At 42.9% G+C, this 22,279-nt stretch carries 14 protein-coding genes; 2 read left to right on the top strand and 12 right to left on the bottom strand.

Annotated elements, in window-relative coordinates:
- Positions 1–433 precede the first annotated feature (433 nt).
- The 12 genes from VF412_RS00245 to VF412_RS00190 all read right to left on the bottom strand — a co-directional run bounded on the left by VF412_RS00245 (position 434) and on the right by VF412_RS00190 (position 17,912).
- The gene (locus VF412_RS00245; RefSeq protein WP_331337177.1) at positions 434–1,009 is read right to left on the bottom strand and encodes an RHS repeat-associated core domain-containing protein; all 576 of its coding nucleotides are present in this window, start codon (positions 1,007–1,009) and stop codon (positions 434–436) included.
- A gap of 226 nt (positions 1,010–1,235) precedes the next feature.
- Positions 1,236–1,916: a homing endonuclease associated repeat-containing protein gene (locus VF412_RS00240; protein WP_331337176.1), complete on the bottom strand. Its 681-nt coding sequence runs from the start codon at positions 1,914–1,916 to the stop codon at positions 1,236–1,238.
- 92 nt (positions 1,917–2,008) lie between these two features.
- Entirely contained in the window at positions 2,009–2,992 is a 984-nt protein-coding gene (locus VF412_RS00235; protein WP_331337175.1) for a DUF3644 domain-containing protein, read from the bottom strand.
- Positions 2,993–3,100: 108 nt separating this feature from the next.
- Entirely contained in the window at positions 3,101–4,006 is a 906-nt protein-coding gene (locus tag VF412_RS00230; protein WP_331337174.1) for a hypothetical protein, read from the bottom strand.
- A gap of 256 nt (positions 4,007–4,262) precedes the next feature.
- On the bottom strand, positions 4,263–4,508 hold the full coding sequence (locus tag VF412_RS00225) for a hypothetical protein (protein WP_331337173.1): 246 nt from the start codon (positions 4,506–4,508) through the stop codon (positions 4,263–4,265).
- Positions 4,509–4,525: 17 nt separating this feature from the next.
- A complete protein-coding gene (locus tag VF412_RS00220) occupies positions 4,526–5,062 on the bottom strand; it encodes a hypothetical protein (protein WP_331337172.1) in 537 nt (178 codons plus the stop codon).
- Between the two features lie 54 nt (positions 5,063–5,116).
- On the bottom strand, positions 5,117–6,682 hold the full coding sequence (locus tag VF412_RS00215) for an IS1182 family transposase (RefSeq protein ID WP_331337171.1): 1,566 nt from the start codon (positions 6,680–6,682) through the stop codon (positions 5,117–5,119).
- Complete coding sequence (locus VF412_RS00210; protein ID WP_331337170.1) at positions 6,669–6,872, bottom strand: hypothetical protein; 204 nt, start codon at positions 6,870–6,872, stop codon at positions 6,669–6,671. The genes VF412_RS00215 and VF412_RS00210 overlap by 14 nt, the downstream gene beginning before the upstream one ends.
- A gap of 13 nt (positions 6,873–6,885) precedes the next feature.
- Complete coding sequence (locus VF412_RS00205; protein ID WP_331337169.1) at positions 6,886–13,353, bottom strand: RHS repeat-associated core domain-containing protein; 6,468 nt, start codon at positions 13,351–13,353, stop codon at positions 6,886–6,888.
- A 69-nt stretch (positions 13,354–13,422) separates the two neighbouring features.
- Positions 13,423–16,197 (bottom strand): PKD domain-containing protein, encoded by a 2,775-nt coding sequence (locus VF412_RS00200; protein WP_331337168.1) that lies wholly within the window; start codon positions 16,195–16,197, stop codon positions 13,423–13,425.
- A gap of 68 nt (positions 16,198–16,265) precedes the next feature.
- Complete coding sequence (locus tag VF412_RS00195) at positions 16,266–17,321, bottom strand: hypothetical protein (RefSeq protein WP_331337167.1); 1,056 nt, start codon at positions 17,319–17,321, stop codon at positions 16,266–16,268.
- 18 nt (positions 17,322–17,339) lie between these two features.
- Positions 17,340–17,912 carry a hypothetical protein gene (locus VF412_RS00190; protein WP_331337166.1) on the bottom strand — a complete coding sequence of 191 codons (573 nt, stop codon included), beginning with the start codon at positions 17,910–17,912 and terminating at the stop codon, positions 17,340–17,342.
- Between the two features lie 414 nt (positions 17,913–18,326).
- On the opposite strand from VF412_RS00190, the gene VF412_RS00185 reads away from it, so the two are divergent.
- Together VF412_RS00185 and VF412_RS00180 are read left to right on the top strand one after the other, a co-directional pair.
- On the top strand, positions 18,327–20,519 hold the full coding sequence (locus tag VF412_RS00185) for a hypothetical protein (protein ID WP_331337165.1): 2,193 nt from the start codon (positions 18,327–18,329) through the stop codon (positions 20,517–20,519).
- Positions 20,520–20,526: 7 nt separating this feature from the next.
- Positions 20,527–21,552 (top strand): hypothetical protein, encoded by a 1,026-nt coding sequence (locus tag VF412_RS00180; RefSeq protein WP_331337164.1) that lies wholly within the window; start codon positions 20,527–20,529, stop codon positions 21,550–21,552.
- The last annotated feature ends 727 nt before the right edge of the window (positions 21,553–22,279 follow it).

The following is a 22,279-nucleotide window of genomic DNA, read 5'->3' as shown; positions in this document are numbered from 1 at the left end:
ATAAAAAGTGCGAACGAACACTCGAGTTTAAAAACGAATCCCAGAAGTCTCGAGCGGAACGCCACACTCCTATTTGATCGATAAAGTGACGCAAAAGTGCTAAGTCCTGCGGAAAATCAGTCAGGCAGAAGTAGTGTCATGGCTTATTTTGAACCGATGTAGGTCTTCCACAGGTAGAGTTATTCTTTATTACCAGCGGCAGGTCTTCATCTCATACCCTTACGTTTTTTAATTTCTGATCTAATTAGAAGAAGAACTATTGTCCAAGCAATTATCGTAAAAATCCAATATGCTACTGTAGCAATAGGAGATTCACAGATATACGGCGCTCCCGGCTTGCCCCCCACACATCCAGTTTTTAAATATATACCAGTTTGCAAAGCCCACATTATAGTTAGCAGACAGATATAAAATATGCCCATCACTTCCCCTGTTATTTAGTCATATCATATATGTTTTTGCAGGCAGTTCCAGCATTAGAAATAGCTCCACCAGCTTTCCCTAGAGCACTCATTCCTAAATTGACGTCCCCAAAAACCTCAGTTCCAGTAACAGCCAAAGCAGTAGCTACATCAACGCAAAGACTTGGGTTACTCAGACAGATATTTGCAGCAATCACACCGACAGTTGCCGCAGCCGGAGCAACAGCAGCACCACCAGCAGTAAGAACTACCCCCCTGACAAAAGCATCTTGTTGCGCAATTTGCTCCCTACTCATCTGCGCTCCGCTCATGTACTGATCTCGTGCATTTCCTGCGCAATTGCCATCAGGACACATCATATCTTGCCCAGGAGATCTCAAACCACTTGGGTCAATACGATTGATAGGATCTGAGATTGCATATCCGTACAAATTCGTATCTCCACCTCTGAAAAGAATCGGATCTTTGCTCGTCCATCTACCCACGGATGGATTGTAATGACTGTGAAGAAAAACGCGAACCGCGGAGCGATTCCGCTGCGAGCGCTGACTCAGAGGCAAATCAAAGGTTCGGACTAAGCTGGTCACACCTAATTTTGTACTAGTTTAGGCTGAATTTCGAGATGTTTTTGAATTTTTGGCCACGGAACGGCCTCGGGTCGAGAGCTCCGTACTTTGTAAGTTATCGCATCATTTAGATCATCGTGAAACTCGAGTTGCATTTTTCCGGGTAAAAAAGTGCAATTTGATTTTTCCAGAAATACATTTGCGATAGACCAGGTACAATACTTCAGAGCTCATTTGTGTAGGTTTGCTAGCTTTCGTCCACGGCATCGCTTTTTCCGATATTGCATACCGAGCATAGCGTTTGCAAGTTTTCTAAAACTGTTTCACCACCTTTTGACCAAGGCTTAATGTGATCCACATGAAGAACAACAGACGGGTCCTTTGCTGGGCTAGCGCCACACATCTGGCAAATGCAGCTGTTCCTAATAAGAACTTGAGCACGCAGACGCCAATTGATTTGCCTTTGTGTTCGGCGTTTACCGGGCCTTATTTCTTTGGCGATTTCTGAAGTTTCACCGGAAGTTTTACCAGATTGAATAAACTCTTCGAATGCAAGAAGTGTTTTGTTCCAAGAGCCGAAGCGCTTCTCATAGGTGCCTAATGAGAACTTCGAAAGACCTTCCGTTTTATCGATTTCTCGTCCCACTGGCTGTTTCCCAAGCTTTGTCCACGCATCAGCTAAGTTCTCAAAAAGCTCCTCGTCGGGCACATTCTGTCTATTGGGGAAATCAAGTCCTGCAAGCTGGAGGGCTTGATTCCACTGCTTGAATCTTCTTAAAATAGTAGTGGCTCCAAAGTTACCTCGCTCGTCGTATTCAACTTTCGTGCAGGTATCCTTTTTAAGCTCGGTTGCCACTCGTCTCAAATCGGCGAGAATCTCCTCGTCGGGAATGTTTCGCCTTCTGATTTGCACTTTAAATTTGCTCATTAAACTCAGGCCCCCAAAAAGACAATTATTCTCGATAACTCTGGCAAAATCAAATGTCACAGATGGGAGAGGGCCGACGACACGTCATAAAGCTAAGTTTCAAAATATTTTTTCTCGATTTCTTTGAGAATGTTTGGATTATAAAATTTCTTCTTAACGCTTTTTGCGTTCCCCGGATCTAGCAATCTGGTCATGCAATACTTGTCATTTTTTTCTAGGCCTTTCCGCACATTATGATACTTTTCATTAGTTTTAAACTTCTCTGCGTGCTTTTCTTTTAGCTTTGCAGTCAGCAATTCATAACTCCATGGATATCTTTCACGAATATCCGCTTCTTCTAGTTTTACAGGAACAGCATCAGGATCATTTGATATAGAAAATTTAACTGCCCCCTCTTCTTTTGTACGCTTTAGTTTAATTTCTATGCTTAATTTGGTATTGAAATCGCTATTACCATCTTTTTCTTCACCGAGATTGGAGAAATATTTCGCTATATTTCTCTCCTCTCCATTTAAAATAATACCCTCAGCACTTGGAACATCTCTAATAAATGCAATGGGCATCAAAAAAATATTATAGTGAGAAAGGTCGCTCCCAAACCACTGTCGACTAAGCTTAATATAATTATTAACGGAGGCAGTTCCAATTTCGAGAATCTTCCTCTCTAAATCAATGCCCATGTTAATCAAATGAACGGAGTTATCTCTCACCTCAACTAAAGCCTCAATATTCTTTCTGATGGAATCATTCATTGGTTCAGAATATTTACTTATCAGTAGGTCATATGCTTTGAATATTCCTATCGTTTGAACATTTCCAGACCTGTTCTTTATCTTCTTCTTTGCTTTGGACTTCTTGCCTGTCTTGGTGGGTCTATGGTCATATTCAGCAATACTATTGAGAGAATTTGTAGACAGTTGCAGTATGCGCGCTTTAAATAACAATTCCCAAGAATTTACCGCCAAAATTGCAAAGCACTCTTCCCGATAGAAGAAATCTGGCTTATTATAAAGCTCAATTGACGCCAAGATTGCACTGACAGATTTTTCAAAAACACTTCTCGATCTGGACTTCAAAAAGGTCCTCCGTTGCATGCTCTAAATCTCTTCTAGCAAAGATTTAGAAAACAGAAATACTCCAATTGTTACGTCTACACTGAATACACACGATCTTCTATATTCGTTTTAAGCGACAAGTTTTAAAAAACCGCCAAGATTTGCATTTATAAAATCGGCCGTCCCTTCATTAAAGTAGTTTTGAAAAGTTTTAAATCGCTTCCAAGACTTTCCAGTTGAGTCAGCGGCTCGCATTGCTTGAGCCCAAGCTTGTATAGTTCCAGAGGTAGCGTTATGTGCGATATCTTGAAATCCTATCAATCTCTTTTGCGCAATATCGTAAATTTCCTGATAATCGTGTACGCTCATCCGAGATGAGCAAAATCGTCTACAAACCCTCGTGGGCAAACCTTGTTTTGAAATAATTTGAGTCACTACCTTCGGAAGATCCACCCCCGAAATCGAAATAGGGTCCACGACAATAAACTTCACATAGCTAAAAGGAATTAATTGTGCTGAGATTGAACAGGATATCTCCGGCTGACCACCAACAGTCAGTCTTGGAAATTCTGTCTTAAGATCGGCAGAATTTTTGATCCATTTTCCCGTGGAATCTTTAAAAAGCCGTATAAATTCTAAACTTGTGGTGAGGCTTTCGTTCTGACGATTGTACCCTGGCGTTCCAGCTGATCTAAGACAAACGGCTACGTCAGTGGCCAGAAGAAGCGCAGATGGATCGATAGCCATTAAAATTGGCCCATAAATCAATGGAGTTGCACGTCCGCCATTATTAAATGTGCTTCCGAAGTCTGATAAATTCACAAAAACTTTGTCAAATACGAGATCAGCCTTATCTTGCGCGTCGGAATTGAATTGCGTAAATTTTGCGGCCTTATTCTCCATCAGCTCTCTTGATGGAATTCCACCCAGCTTAAGATAGGATATGAAATCTTTTAAATGAGCTGCATGATAGAGTAGACAGTTTCTTCTGTTGAGCTCTGCCACTGTCAGATTAATTTCATTTCCGCTAATCATGATAAACCCCTGCATTACTCATCGAACGAATTTGTGTTTACCTGAATGCCTAAGCTTATATTCTCATTCTGATACAGCCAGTGTACGGCGGTGGTAACAGAAAAATTCAAAAACACCGCTGTTAGCCCCTTTGAAATTGGGTCCCTTGTGGAAAAATGACTCATGCAAGAATCGCGGGCGGCCCTAGACCCGATGGGGTCTGGGGCTGAATTTCAAGAGTTTTTGCAAATTTTTGGCCACGATTTGGCCCGCGTTTTTATTTATTCTTGTTACGTTGAAACCAACCTAACTCATAGTAACAGTATCGGGCGCTAAATAAAAAACCTACTACTGTAGCAATCAACATAAAGGCTATTTCACCTTTGTTTGTATAAGGTGGCGCTCCATTTCTTTGATCTTTCAAATACCCGTGTATCAACATAACCCATAAAACAGGGACCGCCAGGGTAATAAAAGGACAAAATATTTTTTTACAAAGACGGCTTAACTCATCAACTGTCACTTTAAATCCCCTGGTCATTATGGACACTGGTTATGCGGCATGCCTTTGCCATTTATGGCGTTGATGCCATTTGCGAAATCGCTAATTCCTCCATTTGATAATACACCGGGCGCTGTTGCAAATGTATAGCCGACGTCAATCGCCGTCGCTAAGCCTACTGCAGCCGCTGTCTCCGCACCAAAGGCCAGAACACCAAGAGCCGTAGCGCCGGCAAGAGCTCCTGAAGTCGCACCACTAGTGAAGGCAGAAGCCGCTTGAGAGAAGGAGCCTGTCTGAGCATAAGTAGTGATAGCACTTGAAGTTCCCTGCGCTATTGCTGGTAACGCGACAATGGCTATGACACCAACAACTGCATCATCAAGCCCGAAGATCTTTCCGCTTGGGTCCACAAAGTTAATCGGATCATTATTCACGTGATGCCGTCGGAAAACCCGGTCAAAAAGTAGAATTTTGCCATTGAGATCTTCTTTTTCAAAATTTCTTAATGAAATTTCATCGAGAAAATATTTTTTCGAAAAATTACTTTCGGCCAGATTCAACTTTTTCTTCTCCAATCAATTCGACTTCAAATCAACAATTGTCGAATTTGCGAACTCTCCCGCAAGGGCCTATACCTTTCCGTATTCGATGTTAATCCACCTCTTTATGTTCATGACGGCGGTCGTAAAATAGCATTGCAAACCTACTTTTCCCAGGCCACGATATTTCGTGCGCACCAGTCCATGCAGCCTTTTCATCTCTGAAAATTTACCCTCAATCGGCTGGCGGAGCTTCATATCTTTCTTAAAATCTTCCGTGAGGTTGTATCGTTCAGACTCATACGTGTCCTCTTGCCAATCAAATATACGAACTGTTCTGCGTCCTTCTTTCGCTGTTGTACATTGAGGTTTTAGTGGACATTTTCCACACGCAGGGTGAGGAAAGTGAAAAACCATGCTCGAATTCGCGCTGTCATAAAAATGCGCTTTTGCCGTCGCACCATTGGGACAAACTAGAGTATTGGTTTTACGATTTATCGTGAACATGCTCTTTGGAAAGACAGCTTTTGTTCTGGGATTCTTTTCCTTGAACGGAGAAATAATTTTTGATCCGAGATCAGATAAACCTTTTCTGACAATACCATCACCATAAGCAGTGTCGCCAATGAGCTTTTCTGGAACCACACCGTACTTGATAATTTGCTCTTCAACCATTTCAACTGTCGGCTCGCCGTCACGGCGATTGCCGCCCATGACATGAACATTGGTGATAAACTGATTTTTTACTTCTTGCGTGATACTCGTTTTATAACCGATAAATTTCTTAAATTTACTTTTTGCGCCTGCTCTCGCATCAGTATCGATCGGTGAAACAATGCGGTTTGTTGGCTTCTTGCTTGGTTCCATTTCCTTGGGATTGCCAGCGTGATCCTCTTCTATGTTTTCTCTAAGTATCGTTTTTAAAACTGTGACCGATTCTTTTAGAGTCTCATCTTTTTCGAGATCTTCGATTTCATCTAAGATGTATCTTGCATCTTCGACGTACTTCACAAGTCGTTCCGCCCGCTTTTCTATATCGAATCTACCAGGGCCATCGCCATTGATTCTGAGAGAACTGTAGTCCTCGAAATCCAGGCGCGTTGAACATCTTCTGTAGCGACTTGGATACTGAGTCTTTAGTTTCTTCAATATCTCAAAAGTGCCTTTCTTGACCATCCCCACCATATTTGGCAGGGCAATGTCCGCAATAATATGTGTGGCATCTATTCTTTGGATTTCTTTTTTCGAGATCAATTTTTTATCTATTAACTCGGCGACGATTCTATCGAAGATGTCTTTTTCTTTTCCGGATTTTAAAAGTCTCTCGCGAAAATCGCCAAGAGACGAATGATCGAAAGGTCTTTCGTCAATACGGAGACCCAGAGCAAATTTCACTTCAAGATCAAATTGGCAGGTTCGTTCCATTTCGCGATCGGACAAGTTCATGTGGCATTGAAGAAGCATTGCCTTCGCGAGCAACGATGGCGAAATAGGAGGGCGGCCATTTTTCCAACAATAAAGATCACGAAACATGTCATCTAAAATCAAGGGACCGACTAGGTCCCTGAATTTGCGAAAAAAACTATTCTTTGGAACAAGCTGCTCGCAGTAGTAATCAGAATCTAAAAACGATTCTTGTAGACTATTGTTTTTCATGATTAGAATTTTTGAGCTTTTCCCATAAAAATGGAAGAGCCAAAGACAATGCCAATCCAGATGATGCAAAACAAATCAAAACAACACCTTCCGATATCACTTCGGCCTCAAAAAATTTTGAATTTATAATGGCTGCTAAGAATATCCAGCTTAGTAACACTACGGTCTGAAAAAGATACTTATATTTCATAATCATTTTTGTCCTATTGGGCATCTAGAGGATTCGGAATCTCCGGCGCACCCCGTTCCTTGGCTTTGATGATATTCTTTCCACCCTCATATCCCAAACCTATTCCTGTCAAAATTAAAGGCAAATTTAAGGTGCTAAACCCAGACTTAATACAGGCTCCTCCGGCCACAGCGGCAGTTGTGCCGATGACTAATTGCTGGTTAGGAGTTGTGTGATCCTTAACCCAATCTTCAGAAAATAGACCTGTTGGATCAATGAAATTAATTGGGTCCTGAAGGGCGTACCCATACAAATTTGTCTCCATTCGGGGAACTTTTCCGACAGTACCGACGTATCCAAAGAGGTTCATTTGTTTTCCACCAAACAGCAGAGGATCTTTCGATGTCCATCGCCCAACAGATGGATCATAATCTCTGGCACCGAAACGGACTAACTTGGTGTCTTGATCGTACAAACCTCCGGCGAAACCAAACGGCTGGAATCCAGGATTGCTATCGCTAAGAACATTCCCGAACTCGTCATAGGAAATCGCCTGCGCAATGGTTCCATCGGTCGAGTTGATAACGTATCGCACGCTACCCACTTGGTCCGATACAATCCGATACTTCACTCCTCCCTTAATCATATAATCAGGAACATTGGCTTTGGAAGCATAAACAAATCTCGACACCAACTGACTATTCCCATCAAGCTCAGCTGCGATCTGTAGACCAGATTGATACACGAAACCTTGAACTAACGTGCCACCAACTAATTTTCCAACTCGTCGATTCTGTGCATCCACTACATAAGTAATACTTTTTCCGACAACACTTGCAGCCTTTAAGTTGCCAAAGGCGTCGTATGTGAAAGTCGAAGTATTTGAACCATCTGTTACACTCGCAAGATCACCATTGGCATTGTAAGTATATTTTTTCGTACCCGAGGTAAGAAGCTTGTCTTCATTGTCAAACGTAGAGCTTACAGAAACTCCCGAAATCGTGGCTGAAGTACGGTTGCCGTTGTCATCATAAGAATATGTGCTTACGACAGTACCATTCTTCTTAACCTGAACCAAACGTCCGACCGAGTCGTATCCGTACTCATAAGAGTTTTGAGTTCCATCTGGAAGAATTTCTGATTTCGTAGCAATTCGGCCTACACCGTCGTGACCGTAAGTCACATCAAAAACAGAAGCATTTGAGACTTGAGTCTTATCTTCAAGAATGTCACCAAAGGAGTTACGCACAAAACCTTCAGCGGTTGCATCGAGAGTCAGACCAGACAGCAAACCCGTTGAAGAATAGCGCAAAAGTGCCATATCACCGGCCGTAAAGAACTGCGCGTTGTCTCTGAAATACGTGTATGGAACGCTTATGCCACCGGCAGTAATTCCTGAGACGCGGTAATCGCTATCGTAAGTGTAGGAAACTTGAGACTGAACAGCGCCTGTTTGAGTCACTGTTGACAACAATCCTCGAAGATATGTCATTGATGCCGAAATTCCATCAGGAGAACTCTGTGCTCCAAGTTGCCCCGTCGGTAAATAAGTAAAGGAATAACTACTATTTCCATTTTCTTGAATCGAAGTAAGCTGCCCCGTTGTCCCATCATAGACATAGTTCAGAGTCTGACCATCAGGTCTAGAAACACCAGTAAGTTTTTTATCCAGGTTGTACGAATAAGTCGTATTTCTGCTTTCCGTTGGAGCTAAATAGCTTATCAGTGAGTCAATCGCATCAAAACCAAAGATATGCTTTGGACGAGATGGAGGTGTTACGCCTGTCACATTTCCATCTTGATCATACTCATAAGTCACTGACCTTCCATCATTGAAAGTCGTGGTCAGTGGTCTTTGAGATGCATCGTAAGTATAAGACGTCGTTCGTCCTAGAGCATCCGTTACTGTGCCAAGCAGTCCCTGAGCATTGTATGAGAAAGTTGTTGTTCTTGAACTGCCATCAACTTGCGGATCGCCGGTGACTGAACTTACAAGTCGTCCATGAGAGTCATAGGTGTTCACAGTAGCAGCTAAATTTGCCGTTTGCACACGTAGAGGCCTTCCCTGATCGTCGATCACTCTTGTTGAAGTGACATCGAGAGCTGACACGTCGGTGAAGGTTTTTGTGCTCGAATCATAGGTTGAAGTCTGAGATTTTAATTCCCAGGCATCCTTATCCGTTCTTACAAATGTACTAGTATCACCCGGATTTGGATAAGTGTATGTTCTTGTATGAACTACCGAGAACCAAGCAGGAGAAGACGAAGGTGATCCCCCTGATAGGAATGAGGTCTGACTATTATAGCTCGCCGGAGCTCCCAATCTTGTATCAGCTGCCGAGTAGATACTAACTTGATCTCCTGAAGGCTCTTGATTGCTAAATGACGACTTAAAATAGTTTGCAAGAGAAGTAGTTCCATCTTCATGAGTATCAGCCACCACTCCCGTACCAAAATAGTCTTGCGAGAACTGTCTGGTTGATTGCATGTTTTCAGCGGTCGACATTTGAATTGTTGTTCCAGTCGATGGACTTAATGTTCTCAACAAAGCCGTAAATCCGCCGTTCGCGTTCGTATCCTTAATCAAAAGGCCCGTGCTATCATAATCGAACTTAGATGATTTTCCGTTTGGTCTCACAAACTCAGACAACAATCCACCAGTTGCATATTTTAACTGGTAAGTTTCACCATTTGGATTCGCCACTGACGCTAAGTAACCGTTTCCGTCTGAAGAGAGCTGCGTCACCGCTCCATATGGAGAGGTAATTGAGGTCACCAACCCATTTGAGTCACGAGTGAGAGATGTGACATTGCCATCCCCATCGGTAGCTGAGATTAAAAGTCCCGCATCATTATATCCAAATGTCCAACGAACTGCATTCGTCAGTGCATTCAATGTTTTTAAATGAACACCAGCTGAAGAGAAAACATAGATTTCACCTCCGTCACTAGATGGAATTGAAATGTTGGTCGTCGATACACCTGGCAAACCTGGGGATACAGAACGAAGGACATTATTTCCAGAATCTGTGATGAGAAGACTTCCATCACTGTTTAGGTTGAAAGAACTTATTGCATTAAAAGAGGCTAGTTCAGCAGGTCCCCCGTCGCCCGCATACCCCGCCGCACCATTGCCGATAATTGTCTGAATAACTCCCGTCGGAGAAACCCAACGGATTCGGTTATTTCTTTTATCAGCAAAGAAGTAAGACCCGTCTGCTTGAAGGGAAATCGCATCAGGACCACGGATACTCGCAGACACTGCAGGTCCACCATCACCAGCGAATCCAGAACCACCACCACCAACAGCGGTCGAAATGATACCTGTTGGCGCGACTTTTCTGATTCTGTTATTGCCGTAATCAGAGATATAAATATTGCCTGATGATTTTGAAATTGCCAGCGAAAGGGGATTATTCAGAGAAGCTTTTGTTGCCGGACCGTTATTCCCAGCAAATGCCGCCGTGCCATTTCCTGCAACCGTATCAATCGTGCCGTCAACGTACACGACACGTATTCTATTATTTCCAGAATCTGCAATGTACATCTTGCCATTATCAAAAACAAAACCCGCTGGCGAATTAAGCTGCGCCTGTGTCGCTGGTATTCCGTCACCGTTATAGCCGGCAACTCCAGTCCCTACAACTGTTGAAATAGTTCCGTCTGTCGCAATTTTTCGGATGCGATGATTACCGGTATCAGAGAAATACAAATTTCCCTGCGAATCTTTTCTAATACGAGAATCAATGCCAACGGCAATCTGAGCTGAGGTCGCAGGTCCGCCATCACCATTAAATCCAGCAGTTCCAGTGCCGGCGATAGTTGAACGAGTTCCATCTGTTCCTACTAAGGTAATTTTAGCGATGCCCTGCTCTATAATATAAAAAGAGCCGTCTTTATTTTTTAGAATTGCAGCTGGACTGCTAAACTGACCAACTGTTTTTACGATATTTGGAAGTTTACTTCCAAGAATCGAAGGTGTAGTCACCTTTGTCCCGTCGCCATAGTAAATAGTGCGCGAGGTCGGATCATAGAAATGATGATTACTAAGTGTCCAGCCATTTATTTCATTCGCAGCCGTGGCACTCCCCACCATCACGCTAAATGTTCGCTTTCTTTGAAAGCAAGCTCTTGCGGTAATTCCTGAGGCCGTCGTGTTCGTTGGATAACTGCCGAAAGTTGTTGGAGAGCCATCCGTGGAGAGTAAATACTGCTGAGAGTAGTTATAAAAAATCGTAACTTTGGCTTTTACTATTCCAGGAACAGGTCTTCCGTAAGCATCATTTCCATCCCACTGATAAGTTTTTGTGAGATTATCAGTTGCCTGGATGTGCTCTTGGTAAATCTGACCCGCCACTGAAATCTTCAGATCAAGGCTTTGAAGAATACTCGATTTAGCTCCTTTAATGATTGGAATTACGATCAACTTAGAAGATGTCTTTCCCGGCGCTCTGCTTGAATTATAGAACAACGATAACGGAGTTCCCACGACAGGGATTTGCTCTCCGAGTGACTGCCCACCAACATCGATGATGGAACCCGTTTTGGGGCAATTCTTTTGGTCCGAGGCCTGATCGGCACTGACTGGAGTGTTGTCTTCTTGGCTTTCGTCCGAAGCTGACGTTGGCGGTTGAATATGCGGTGCTGATCCCGCTCCGCAGAAATGATTGATCTGCGTTCGAACAAAAGAGGATCCCTGACTAAAGAACATGGCAATTTTTTGTAGTTCCTCAGTAGTGATATTTAATGCATTCAGTTCATCAGCAGTCGCAGCCTGCCCTGCACCGTCGACGTCTAAAGTGATCTGTCCACGAGAAATAGAAAGGACACTTATAACTCTAGAATCCTTCTCCGGAACCCAAATGGCTTTCTTATAGTCATATGTTCCGAATGGGATCTTTGATCCAACCGGGAAGCCAAGGAAGTTGTCCGTGTAAACTGCGACATTGTTAGAGAACTGAATATGTGACGCACCTAATGCAATCGCTTCATCAGAGTTGATCTCAACACCATAGGCGAGTCCCGTATTAGAAGGCAACGAGGCTGGCATATTGTCCGTGCAATCCTGGGTGTTTGCTCCATACTCTGTGATACGAAGAGCAAGGCTCGTCATCGGTGTTGTATGTCCATCGTCGAATAAAAGATTTCCCGTTGTTCCAGATGGAATATAGATTTTTGTAGATCTTGTGCCAAAACTATCTGTAACCGGAGTCGAAACTGCCGTCTGAGCAGTGCCTGTTCCCAAAGACACAGGATTTACTTTTGAGTCGGGAGCCGTCATCGTGACATCGTCAACAGCAGTATACTCTAATGTTGATGGCGAAATACTCACTTGAGCTGGGAAATAGCCATTTCTTGAAAACTGAACCGTCAGAGTCTCATCTGGGTTAAATGCAAGGTCGTATGTTCCATCATCTCTTGTTAGGGTGTAACCAACTTCCGGTTCTTCTTTAACTGAAACCTTCACTCCACTCAGAGGATTTTTATTTTGGTCATAAACGACCCCACGCAATACACCTGCAATTGATTTATTAATTGCGTTGGTTTGCACACCTTGCTGAACAGGATTTGCACCTGAGTAAAGGAAAGACGTCGAGTCAGCAACGGTTGTGACAACGGTCTGTGGAATTTGTGGCGCTTGAGTCGCTGGAGACGGCGGCAGAACTGGAGTCGTCACATTCACTTGAATGGATTTTGTATCCTGGAGTCCTGAAGAGCTAGTCACCGTCAATTTTGCACTATAGGTTTGCGCATTTTGATAGACGTGAGAAAAACGAGCACTGGTCGAAGTCTCAACGACCCCATCACCGTATTCCATCTTATAAGAAAGCGGATTTCCGAGAGGATCAGATGAACCCGAAGCATCCACTAAAACAGTGAGTGGCGCATCACCACTCGTTGGGGTCAGCGCAAGTTTCGCTGTAGGTGGCTGGCTAGGATTTTGAACCGTGATTTTTTCATTCTCCCCAAAGACTAACGTTCTCGATTGAGAGAGTTTTAATTGATAGGATTTTACGAGAGCTACGAGATCGTCGTACTTTTTTTGAAGATCTGGATTTGGAGTTTGAGCTAACTCCTTTTCGATATCTTGGATTTGTTTCTGCGAACTACTAATTGTAGCTCTTAGAGCATCAGATTGCTTGATATTCTCGAAATAGAAATTTACTTGAAGATCTACTTCACCAGCCGAGTTTAATGCGGGCGAAGTATAGAAATACTGATTGCCTGAAGGATTAAATGTCACCCAAGTTGATTTTCCATTTTGGTAAATCCACGATTCTAAAACCACTCTAAAGTTTACATCCGGTGTTTTTAGAATATTTGCCGTCACGTTTGCTTTTTGGCCTATTTGGTAGATTTTGTTCGCATGATCGAAGGTGACTTGCGCAAACTGATTGACTGAGGCTTGAGTGACCAGCTTTTGAGATTTGCTTTCAACCTTTGCATAGGCACATGTCGCCAGAACTGAAACAATTGCTGCAATTACCATCATCTTGTTCATTCAAAACCTCATCAATAGAAACCAAAAAGCAAATTTTAAATTTATATAAAAAGGAGGCAACGCCTCCCCTTAGTTGTCTCCGTCAGGGCGTGAGTAGCACTCCGTATGACCATTTACTTGATAACAACCTTCACGGCCATTGTAACCTGGAGGTGGTTGTACAGGAGCTGGCGATGTCGCTGCGGCCTTTGTTGTTGGTCCGACAGTGATCTGCTGATTGATCATGTTCACGTTGCCGTTACTATCCTTCACGAAAAGATTTACCCAATAGATTCCTGCTTGGCTAAACGTGTAGCTAGCTTGCGGAGCACTCGACACTGAGAAAACTTGAGGCCAATTAGCATTGTCTCCAAAACTCCAGTAATACTCTACAACCGTTCCAGAATTTACTGTCGTCGAGGACGCATCGAAATTAACAGTTAAAGATCCAGTATTGTTTGGTGTTGCAGTAAAATGCGGAGCAATGGGATTATTTCCATTAGCATCATTGATTGTCGTCAGACCAGAGAACCGAGAACCCCGTCTTTCATTATTATAAATTAAAACAAATGGCTGATAAATTCCCATTACAGAATATGGATGAGATATCGTAGGAGTTGTAACAGTAAGAGGCAGCGGCGAATCTCCAAATTTCCATTCAAAAGAAAGTCCAAGACCCAGTGGATCACTTACTGCTGAGGCATCGAAAACTAAACCAGGAACGGAATTCACAGTTCCTGTAAAAGGAAACGTAATTGAACTACCTGTATTTATAACTGGAAATTGGCCACCTTGACGAACGACGATAGATTGCGGCTGTGAATAATAGTTTCCCCACATATCGAGCATAGAAACTCTCACTGTTTCGGTTACAGACGAACTTCCCCCAAGGTCATAGCGGTGATTTGCATATCTCCAGTTAGTCTTAGCTCCGTCACCGAAATCCCAGGACATCATTGTCGGATCAACAATACCCGAGAGATTAACTTGATCCGTGTCGAAGTAGATAGAGTTCGCGGCGGAGGTATCGTTCAAATAAATGATGTTTGCCAAAGGCTGTATCTTGAAAGTCCCCGGCATTACGTAGATCGGAAACCACTGAGTTGTTGTATTACCGCTAGAGTTAATAACTGTCATCGAGGCAACATATGTACCCGAACGTGTAAAGGTATGGGTTGCAGTTAAACCAGGCCTTACGTTGTCATAACTTAAACTATCATCGAAAGACCAATAGACATTATTAATGGCTCCGCCGCTCGCATCGAAAGATCCTGAACCATCAAAGGTCACGGTGTAAGGAGCAGCTCCCACAGCCGCGCTATTTAATGAATAGTTCGCAGAAGGCGTTGTTCCAATCTGAGCACCTGCGTCTGTCACTATCACCTGCATATAAGTCTGCGCTCGGAAGCGAAGATTATCTGTGACCCTTAGTCGAACTTGATAAGTTACCGGATTAGAGCCCTTAGGAACTACCGGAAAAGTACTTGAAGCCGTTTGAGTCCTGACATCGAAGCCGTTGTTGCTAGCAATTGTCCAACGATACTCCAAAGCAGTTGCTCCTGATTGGATACTAGAGCCTGAAGCATCAAAATGAACGGTTTGTGGATCGTTAGCATCAACAGTCGCAGTGATCTTAGGAGTAGGACGAACTCCCTCCTGAACTGTCACAGGAATCGAAATAGCCGGCCCTGTCAAACCTTGATCATCCGTTGCAGAGACTTTCACCGTAGAAGATCCGGGACCATAAATATGTTTTACACTCTGATTGATCTGATAATACGCGTAGGGAACACTCGCTTTTGAACCATCACCGAAATCGAAATTCAGCGACTGCACTGTTCTTCCTTGGGCTACCGCTGGAGGAACAATTGTCAAGATAACAGCACTTGGGGCGTGATCACTGTCGATATAATAAGTGCCACTTGAAATCTGTGGAGGCTGAGCCGTGTAGTTGACTGTCATTGTGTTCGTGATCGTATTGCCTAGAACAACTCCAGCTGTCGATGGAGTTCCGAGAGTCACAACAATCGTCTTAGGCCAATTAGGGGAATAACCACCTACAATAGAAAAATTAATTATGCCGGTCGTTGATCCCGCAGGAATTGTGACAGTTCCGTTTGCAAGATTGTGATCTGGAGCCGCCCCAGCGGGACCAATTGCCGTTCCTCCGACAGTGAATGGTACTGCAACGTCTGACGTGAACGCTTTATCCATATTCACTGTAAACGAACCCGCCGGATTTTGGGCAGCATCCATGCTCTCAGAAGCCTGAGCAAAAGAAACTCTCGGACGCGGATCGCTCACCGTGACTGTCACAGTTTTTTCTTCGATAAACTTGCGGTATTTTTGAATTTGCGAAGTAAGCGAGATTTTTAGAGTGTTAAGTCTTGCGAGCTCAGCTGGCAAGCTCTCATCAGTTGAGCCATTCGCAATCAAATCTTCAATGTAATTGATTTGATCATTCACTTTTTCAAGTGAAGATGTGAAAGCATCAATTCTCTTTGCGTCTTCTAAATACACATCCACTTTGAAAGTGTATGGAATATAGTCCGTGAGAGTTTTCACAACGCTCAGTTGGTTTTGAGCGTTATCGAGATCAACCGCCGCATCATTGATATAAGCCTGAAAATAGAGACGGAAATTTGCGTCAGAAGGTGTTTTTTGAGTGATAACTCGGAAGACTGCCTGATCATTCAAGTTATATTTCCCGTCTTGATGATTGGCCTCAACAGTGATGAAATTTCGATCCACCAAGAACGACTTAATCGATCCTGCCCTGGTGCCAGCAAAAACGACCAGCGAGAGACCCGCTATGGTCGCCACCGCTTTATTTATTGAAAAGGAAGAAAACAGCTTTTTAAGCATAAAGATCCCCATTAAGAGGGCTTTGACCCTCTCTTATTGATTTTTTAATTTTAAAGTCTATTTAAAGTTTATTGTGTCACGTTGAAGTAGAAGTCTTTTGCTGGCCCTACTGTCGTGAGCATGTCTTGAAGCTGACGAGCAAGCTCATTCATTGTTGTCTCAAGATCCGCTATCAATTGATTATAATAAGCCTGTGTCATCGGATCATTTGCTCCGTTCACGATCGCAATGTAGCGAGCCTTTGTTTGAGCCGCTTGAGCGATAGTGTTTCTAATGGAATCCGCCTGAGCTTTTGATCTGATTTGGATATAACTTCTAAAGATGTGAGTTCCCACATCAGCTGCCTGGAAAGTGGGAGCCACGAATGAGAAATCAGAATCACCTAGACGCTTTTTTTCTGTAGAAATTCCAGTATGAGTCGCGTCTCCCAAAATATCGCCGCCCGCTACAATCTCTTGAACGCCGTCTGGACCATTAAATTGAGTCAGCGCATGAACATAGAATGTCGCTGTATCCCCAACTTTGTAGGTTTGGCTTTCAGAATCGCAGTCAACTGCAATTACCGGATTTGAATCCAGTGGCTTCATCTTAGTGCTTGGAGCATTGACAGTGACTTGCAAAGTTCTCGATTCAATCTGACGACGGCTTGCCCATAGTTGATTATTAATATCGCCAACGATAAGGTTATTGCGATCCATTTGCGCTTGAAGATTTGCACGAACTGTTAAGTCCGTCTCTTTTGCCATCTGAGCATTAATGCGGATATTCTCAGCCTGATAATAGATCATGGCTGCTTCATAACCACGGGCCTTCGCTTTATCTTGAATGTAAGCATTTACCTGCCAAGCAAAGGTTCCAGCGGCAGTCAGAGCCGGTGTGATTGTCACAGCTTGGTCATCAGAGACTCTGGTGATTTTAATCGTGTTATTATTAAAAGCGGCAGTTAGGAAAATCTCGTCACTTGGATTTGCCGGTTGAATTTTGATTTTCGCAGTCAAAATGGCATTTTGATTTACCGTATACGTCGAAAGGTTTGATTGCAGATCAAGAAATACCGGTGCAGCTTTGGCGTGAATTCCGATCACAGTTAATAGTACGGGAATAATTTGAACTATCTTTTTCATTGCAGTGCTCATTTCCAACTATTTAGAAGAGTTGATAGTGAATTTATAAGTATCAGAACCAACATATGTTTTTGTCGCATCTAGAGCCGTCATTAGATTTTGACGCTCTTGAACTTTATTGTCGTGTTCAGTTTGAAGGATCACTTTTTGAGCTGGGTCTTCTTCAATCAAAATCTTAGCTTCTAGAACACCGATTTCTTGAGTCAGAGAAGTAATGGCACTTCTTAGATAGTCTGCTTGATCTTGATCTTCAAGATACAGATTTGCGATCACAGTGTGATCCCCTGCCGTTGCCAAAGTGCTCACGACGGGAACAACCCAAAGCCCTGGCGCAGGACAAGGAGTCAGCGCGTATGCCGTTTGTCCATCGAGTGTGAATTGCAAAACAGGTCTTACCTTGTCTGCGGAATTCCAGTCTGTTTGCAGGTGGATAAAGACGTTAAAGGCATTTCCCACCGTCGGTGTTTGAGGACCTAGTTCAAAGTTCATTAAACTAATTTGATCCAATGGAATAATAGAACTAGGTGCAGCAAATGTTTTGGGTGCTAGCAATAGCGCAAACGCCAACCCCAAGAGAGCACGAACGTACATAGAATCTCCCGTAAATGATTATCTATTTGTTTACGATGAAATCATTTAAATTCAGCAATCAACTGTCAATAACATTTGAAAAGATTAAATTTCCATCTCGTATCGCGTAAACTGGACGAAATTTATTGAAACAAAGTCTTGTTTTAACTATTGCCGCTTATTTTTTCAGCACGACGGCCGTCGGCAGCGTCAAAGCCCAAGGGCGCGCAGACTGAAGCAGCACTGTATTACTCGACCACCTTCAATAAATTACGTGGTGGAATAGAAACAAATAACGCCCTAAGTAGACTGGAGAAATCTCCCAGTTCCCTCGACGTAGTCATAGAAATTCATTACTTTTAATAATTAAACTAAAGATTGTTCACACAAGCCCCGATAAATCATCGTTTTGTTTACCTCAACTTTGGAGGGATATTGAACTGCTTAAACATTAAGTCCTTAACACAATCGCCTTCTATCAAGCTATCTGCGCTGTTAATAACTACGCTGGCACTTCTCTTGGGATCAAGTGCTTCGCTCGCAGACAATAGCGTCTCAACAATTGATATTGGCACACTTTCCACTTCAAACGCAGCGGTAGGAAAATGGACCGAAGGTTGGGGCGCAGATCCTTATAATAATATCACTATTTCAAGTGTCTCAGTTGACGCTCCCCCTGAAATTCATGTGGATACCTCACGCTGCCCAATTGGGGGGAATATAGTCACATGCACTTATGATATTAGATGGTGTTCAGATGTGCCCGGAACTTTTACCACTACAATCACCTGGTCATATGTCGCTGTTCCTGTGAGCGGAATTGGCCAGACGCGAAACTACACAACCAATATTGTATTCCACGGCAAAGTGGATGATTACGGTCCAACCACTTATAAATGCAGTGACAGCGCCAGTTGGAATGCCGGAAGTTCTCCAAGCCCAACGCCAACTCCAACTCCACCGGACCAGGGTCTTCCGGATCTCTCTGTTTCAAATTTAGTAATCACCCCTACAGAAGTAGGATCTGACGGCATTCCTGTTGTACAGAAAGGTGCACAACTCACAGCTACTTTCGATGTTAAAGGCACTAATATCTCTACATCTGATGACAGATCCGCATTTGTAACTCTTCAGTATGCAAACCAGACACTCGCTTCAACAGTGACTCTTGCTGAACTTCAAAGTGGAGTTTCACATAAATCCTTTTATTTTACTATCAACGACAGTGACCTCAACCCAATTACAAGAACCACAAATTCGGTGGTTGTGAAAGCCACAGTCAATGGTGCTGGAACAATTCAAGAGTCAGACACTTCAAACAACTCGATCACTCAGGTTTTGCGTGTCCCTGGATACTCATTGAAGATTGAAGCCCTTGATGCAAATGAACAACCAACTTCCGCACAAATCACCATGCCCGTATCGAATTTAACGGCAGTTCCAATTTCAATCGGTGGTTTTGTCAAATTCACATTGCTCGATGAAACTGGAAAACCTGTTTCAGGAACTTACCAATATAATGGTTCACCAAATTTAGATTCTACATCGATTCCATTGGACACAAAGAATGGTCTTTATTTTGATCAAATAGGACTGCTGTTTAATGGTGGACAATCTTTGACAAGCCAAAATTTATTTATGGTTCATCTCGGCACTCAAAATCTAATCATCACGCCATCTGATAGCAGCAAGTCTCCGATTACAATTGTCTTGCAAGGAATTAAGCCATCAAATGTCGGAACTGATCTTTATGACTGCACATTTCAACAGAGCGATGGAACTGTCGTCGATACACAATATTCAAATTGCGATGCGCTTATCGTAGAAGCCGCGAACAGTACCGGACTCCCACCTCAATTTATTAAAGCTGAAATTTGGGCAGAGTCTGACAAGCACAGCTTTTCAAAGACTTCATATCGCTATGAACCAAACTATGACGTTAGATATTCTTCTAATGATGACAGAACCGAAATGATTAATGGGATTAGGCAATTAAATCAAAGATTCGCCGCCAGTGGAAAATATGTATTCTTGGCCTCGAAAAATACCTTAACTAAGGAACAAATCCATCTGCGTAGTGGGAACTATTGTTCGTTAAGCGACGGAACAATGTCCAATATTCCAGACAACTACGAAACTGCCTCTGGTGGATACAAGCCACTTACAGCTCTCAACTTGATTAAAGTCGACATCCTGAAAAACGATTACATGAATTGGTTCAAAGATGATATCAAATTTCCTGATGATAGATACAATATCGTTGCTCAGACAATACTCGCTTCGAGTTTCGGAATGATGCAACTGATGTATCTAGATGCGATAGAACAAATGGGTTACACTGACGACAATTCAAATCCACTCAGTCTTTTTAGACCAGCTATCAATGTAAAGCTCGGATCGAAATTTCTAGCTAAAAAACTTCGCTTCGTAACCGGTGATGTCCGCTATGGCATCGATAATTTCATAAATTTTGCATCCTACGGACAGACGCTTAAATATGCGTCAGCTGGATATAAATCTGGTGGCGGGAAAAAACGATACCTCCTGCCAGATAAAGTTAAGTATGCTAATTCAGTATATCAGACAATGACTACCGACTATTGGATGAACAGCCCTTTTACGAAATGAGATTGAAATGCACAAATTTTATACTTACCTATTTTCGGTTTTCTTTTGCGCTAGTTATTCTTTCGGACAAAATTCGGCAATTAAGAATATTATCAATGGAAACTTCCCATCGTCTCTCAAAGCTCTTACTAAGGAAGACGGCACTCCGCTCTCAATCGGGAATGGACTGGAATCTCGTTACGTGGAAACTCAATTTAGTGGCTCCAAATATTTGATTGTATTGTACCAAGCCTGGACTTCAAGCACTGGCGTCGATTGTGAAGTGAAACTGATTCAGGAAAATGGAACATCAGGAAGCGTAGCGCAAAGCTTAAATGATAAGTTCCCCGCTCAGTTCTCGAATTGCACAGATATTGATGCGATGGACCTCGACGGTGATGGAATTCCTGAAATTATTGTTACTACATCTGACTCAAGAGGGCATTCGGAAGCGCCATCAATTCTCAAATGGAACGGCAAAAGCCTTTCAGATATTACTCCAACAGCGACTTACCAGAATTCCGTTGGCAATGCATTTAACCATGTCGAGCTCGTGAAGATCGGCAATAAGTATTTGCTCATCGATAAAAAGACGAATGATCAAGGCGACATAACCGCTGTGGCAGCTTATCGACTTTCCAATAGTACATTTTCAAATACGGGCAGTTTTGATGGATTGGAAATTTTTGAAAAGAAAACCAATCGTCCCGCAACACAAACAATCTCTAAAATTACTTTTAATGACGCTGGAACTTACACACTCGAAGCAAAGCAACTTTCAGGAAAGAGATCAGTTCGGGCCGAGATCATGCTGGATGACTCAGTGGTACTCAAGCCTCAAGATTTTTGTAGTGGGCCACAGCCTGCTAAATCAGACAAGTCAGCTTGGGCTGGGACTGATGATGCTGATGATAAAGACGAAGATCACATGAAACGCTGCCCTGCTAAAAAAGACGTCTATGCCATCGTTAAAGTAAAACAAGACAGCGTTCTTAAAGTGAAAGTCTATGGAGCTGGTGGATCGCAACTCCAAGTGACTTTAAAGAAGAAATAGCAGCCGGGCTGGCAGAGCTGCAACTTCGGGAGAAGTGTAAGCTGAAGCAGCTGCTTCAGCTTTTTAATTTGGAATAATGTTTCGCACTCTACGTCTTTCACTCAGGGAGCCTAAATCTCCTTTTTTTCCTATGACTGCTTTTTCAAACTGACAGGTATCTGTTTTAGGCTTTTTGTCCTAGCCTTGGGTTCCTAAACCTGACCTGCCCCGGATAAACTTTGAGCTCGTTCATTTCTAAATAGGCTTGAAGCTCAAAAGTTCTCTACGGTGCAACCGGAACTAAGTAATATCGGGTCCAGTCTTCAAGTACGGCTTGGAACGTAACATTTACGTTTAGTTTTTTGCTAGAGTCGATTCGAATCTCGGCGACATTAATTTTAAAAGTATTGAGATCAGCTGCCATCGTATTAAATACAAAAATCGTTTGATAAGACTCTTTATTAAACTCGACATGACTCTAGATATGTTTTTTATTCTTGGGGTGAATTACCATGTAAATGTATTCCCTCGATTTCTTACGATAATACCCGAAAAGAAAAAGTGGACCGTGAAAGAAAGCTCAGGAAAGCTATAGGGTTCGGGGGAGTCGGATCATTTCAAGGATATGAGGCCGTAAGTAATAAAAAGTGCGAACGAACACTCGAGTTTAAAAACGAATCCCAGAAGTCTCGAGCGGAACGCCACACTCCTATTTGATCGATAAAGTGACGCAAAAGTGCTAAGTCCT

The sequence above is a fragment of the Bdellovibrio sp. genome (assembly GCF_036384735.1).
Lineage (GTDB): Bacteria > Bdellovibrionota > Bdellovibrionia > Bdellovibrionales > Bdellovibrionaceae > Bdellovibrio.
This window is presented reverse-complemented; position numbering and strand designations above follow the sequence as displayed.

What these genes read in the sequence shown, in the direction of transcription:
- VF412_RS00240 (WP_331337176.1), bottom strand. Translation starts at nt 1,916, where the DNA reads ATGAGCAAATTTAAAGTGCAAATCAGAAGGCGAAACATTCCCGACGAG.
- VF412_RS00230 (WP_331337174.1), bottom strand. Translation starts at nt 4,006, where the DNA reads ATGATTAGCGGAAATGAAATTAATCTGACAGTGGCAGAGCTCAACAGA.
- VF412_RS00215 (WP_331337171.1), bottom strand. Translation starts at nt 6,682, where the DNA reads ATGAAAAACAATAGTCTACAAGAATCGTTTTTAGATTCTGATTACTAC.
- VF412_RS00210 (WP_331337170.1), bottom strand. Translation starts at nt 6,872, where the DNA reads ATGAAATATAAGTATCTTTTTCAGACCGTAGTGTTACTAAGCTGGATA.
- VF412_RS00205 (WP_331337169.1), bottom strand. Translation starts at nt 13,353, where the DNA reads ATGAACAAGATGATGGTAATTGCAGCAATTGTTTCAGTTCTGGCGACA.
- VF412_RS00200 (WP_331337168.1), bottom strand. Translation starts at nt 16,197, where the DNA reads ATGCTTAAAAAGCTGTTTTCTTCCTTTTCAATAAATAAAGCGGTGGCG.
- VF412_RS00195 (WP_331337167.1), bottom strand. Translation starts at nt 17,321, where the DNA reads ATGAAAAAGATAGTTCAAATTATTCCCGTACTATTAACTGTGATCGGA.
- VF412_RS00190 (WP_331337166.1), bottom strand. Translation starts at nt 17,912, where the DNA reads ATGTACGTTCGTGCTCTCTTGGGGTTGGCGTTTGCGCTATTGCTAGCA.
- VF412_RS00180 (WP_331337164.1), top strand. Translation starts at nt 20,527, where the DNA reads ATGCACAAATTTTATACTTACCTATTTTCGGTTTTCTTTTGCGCTAGT.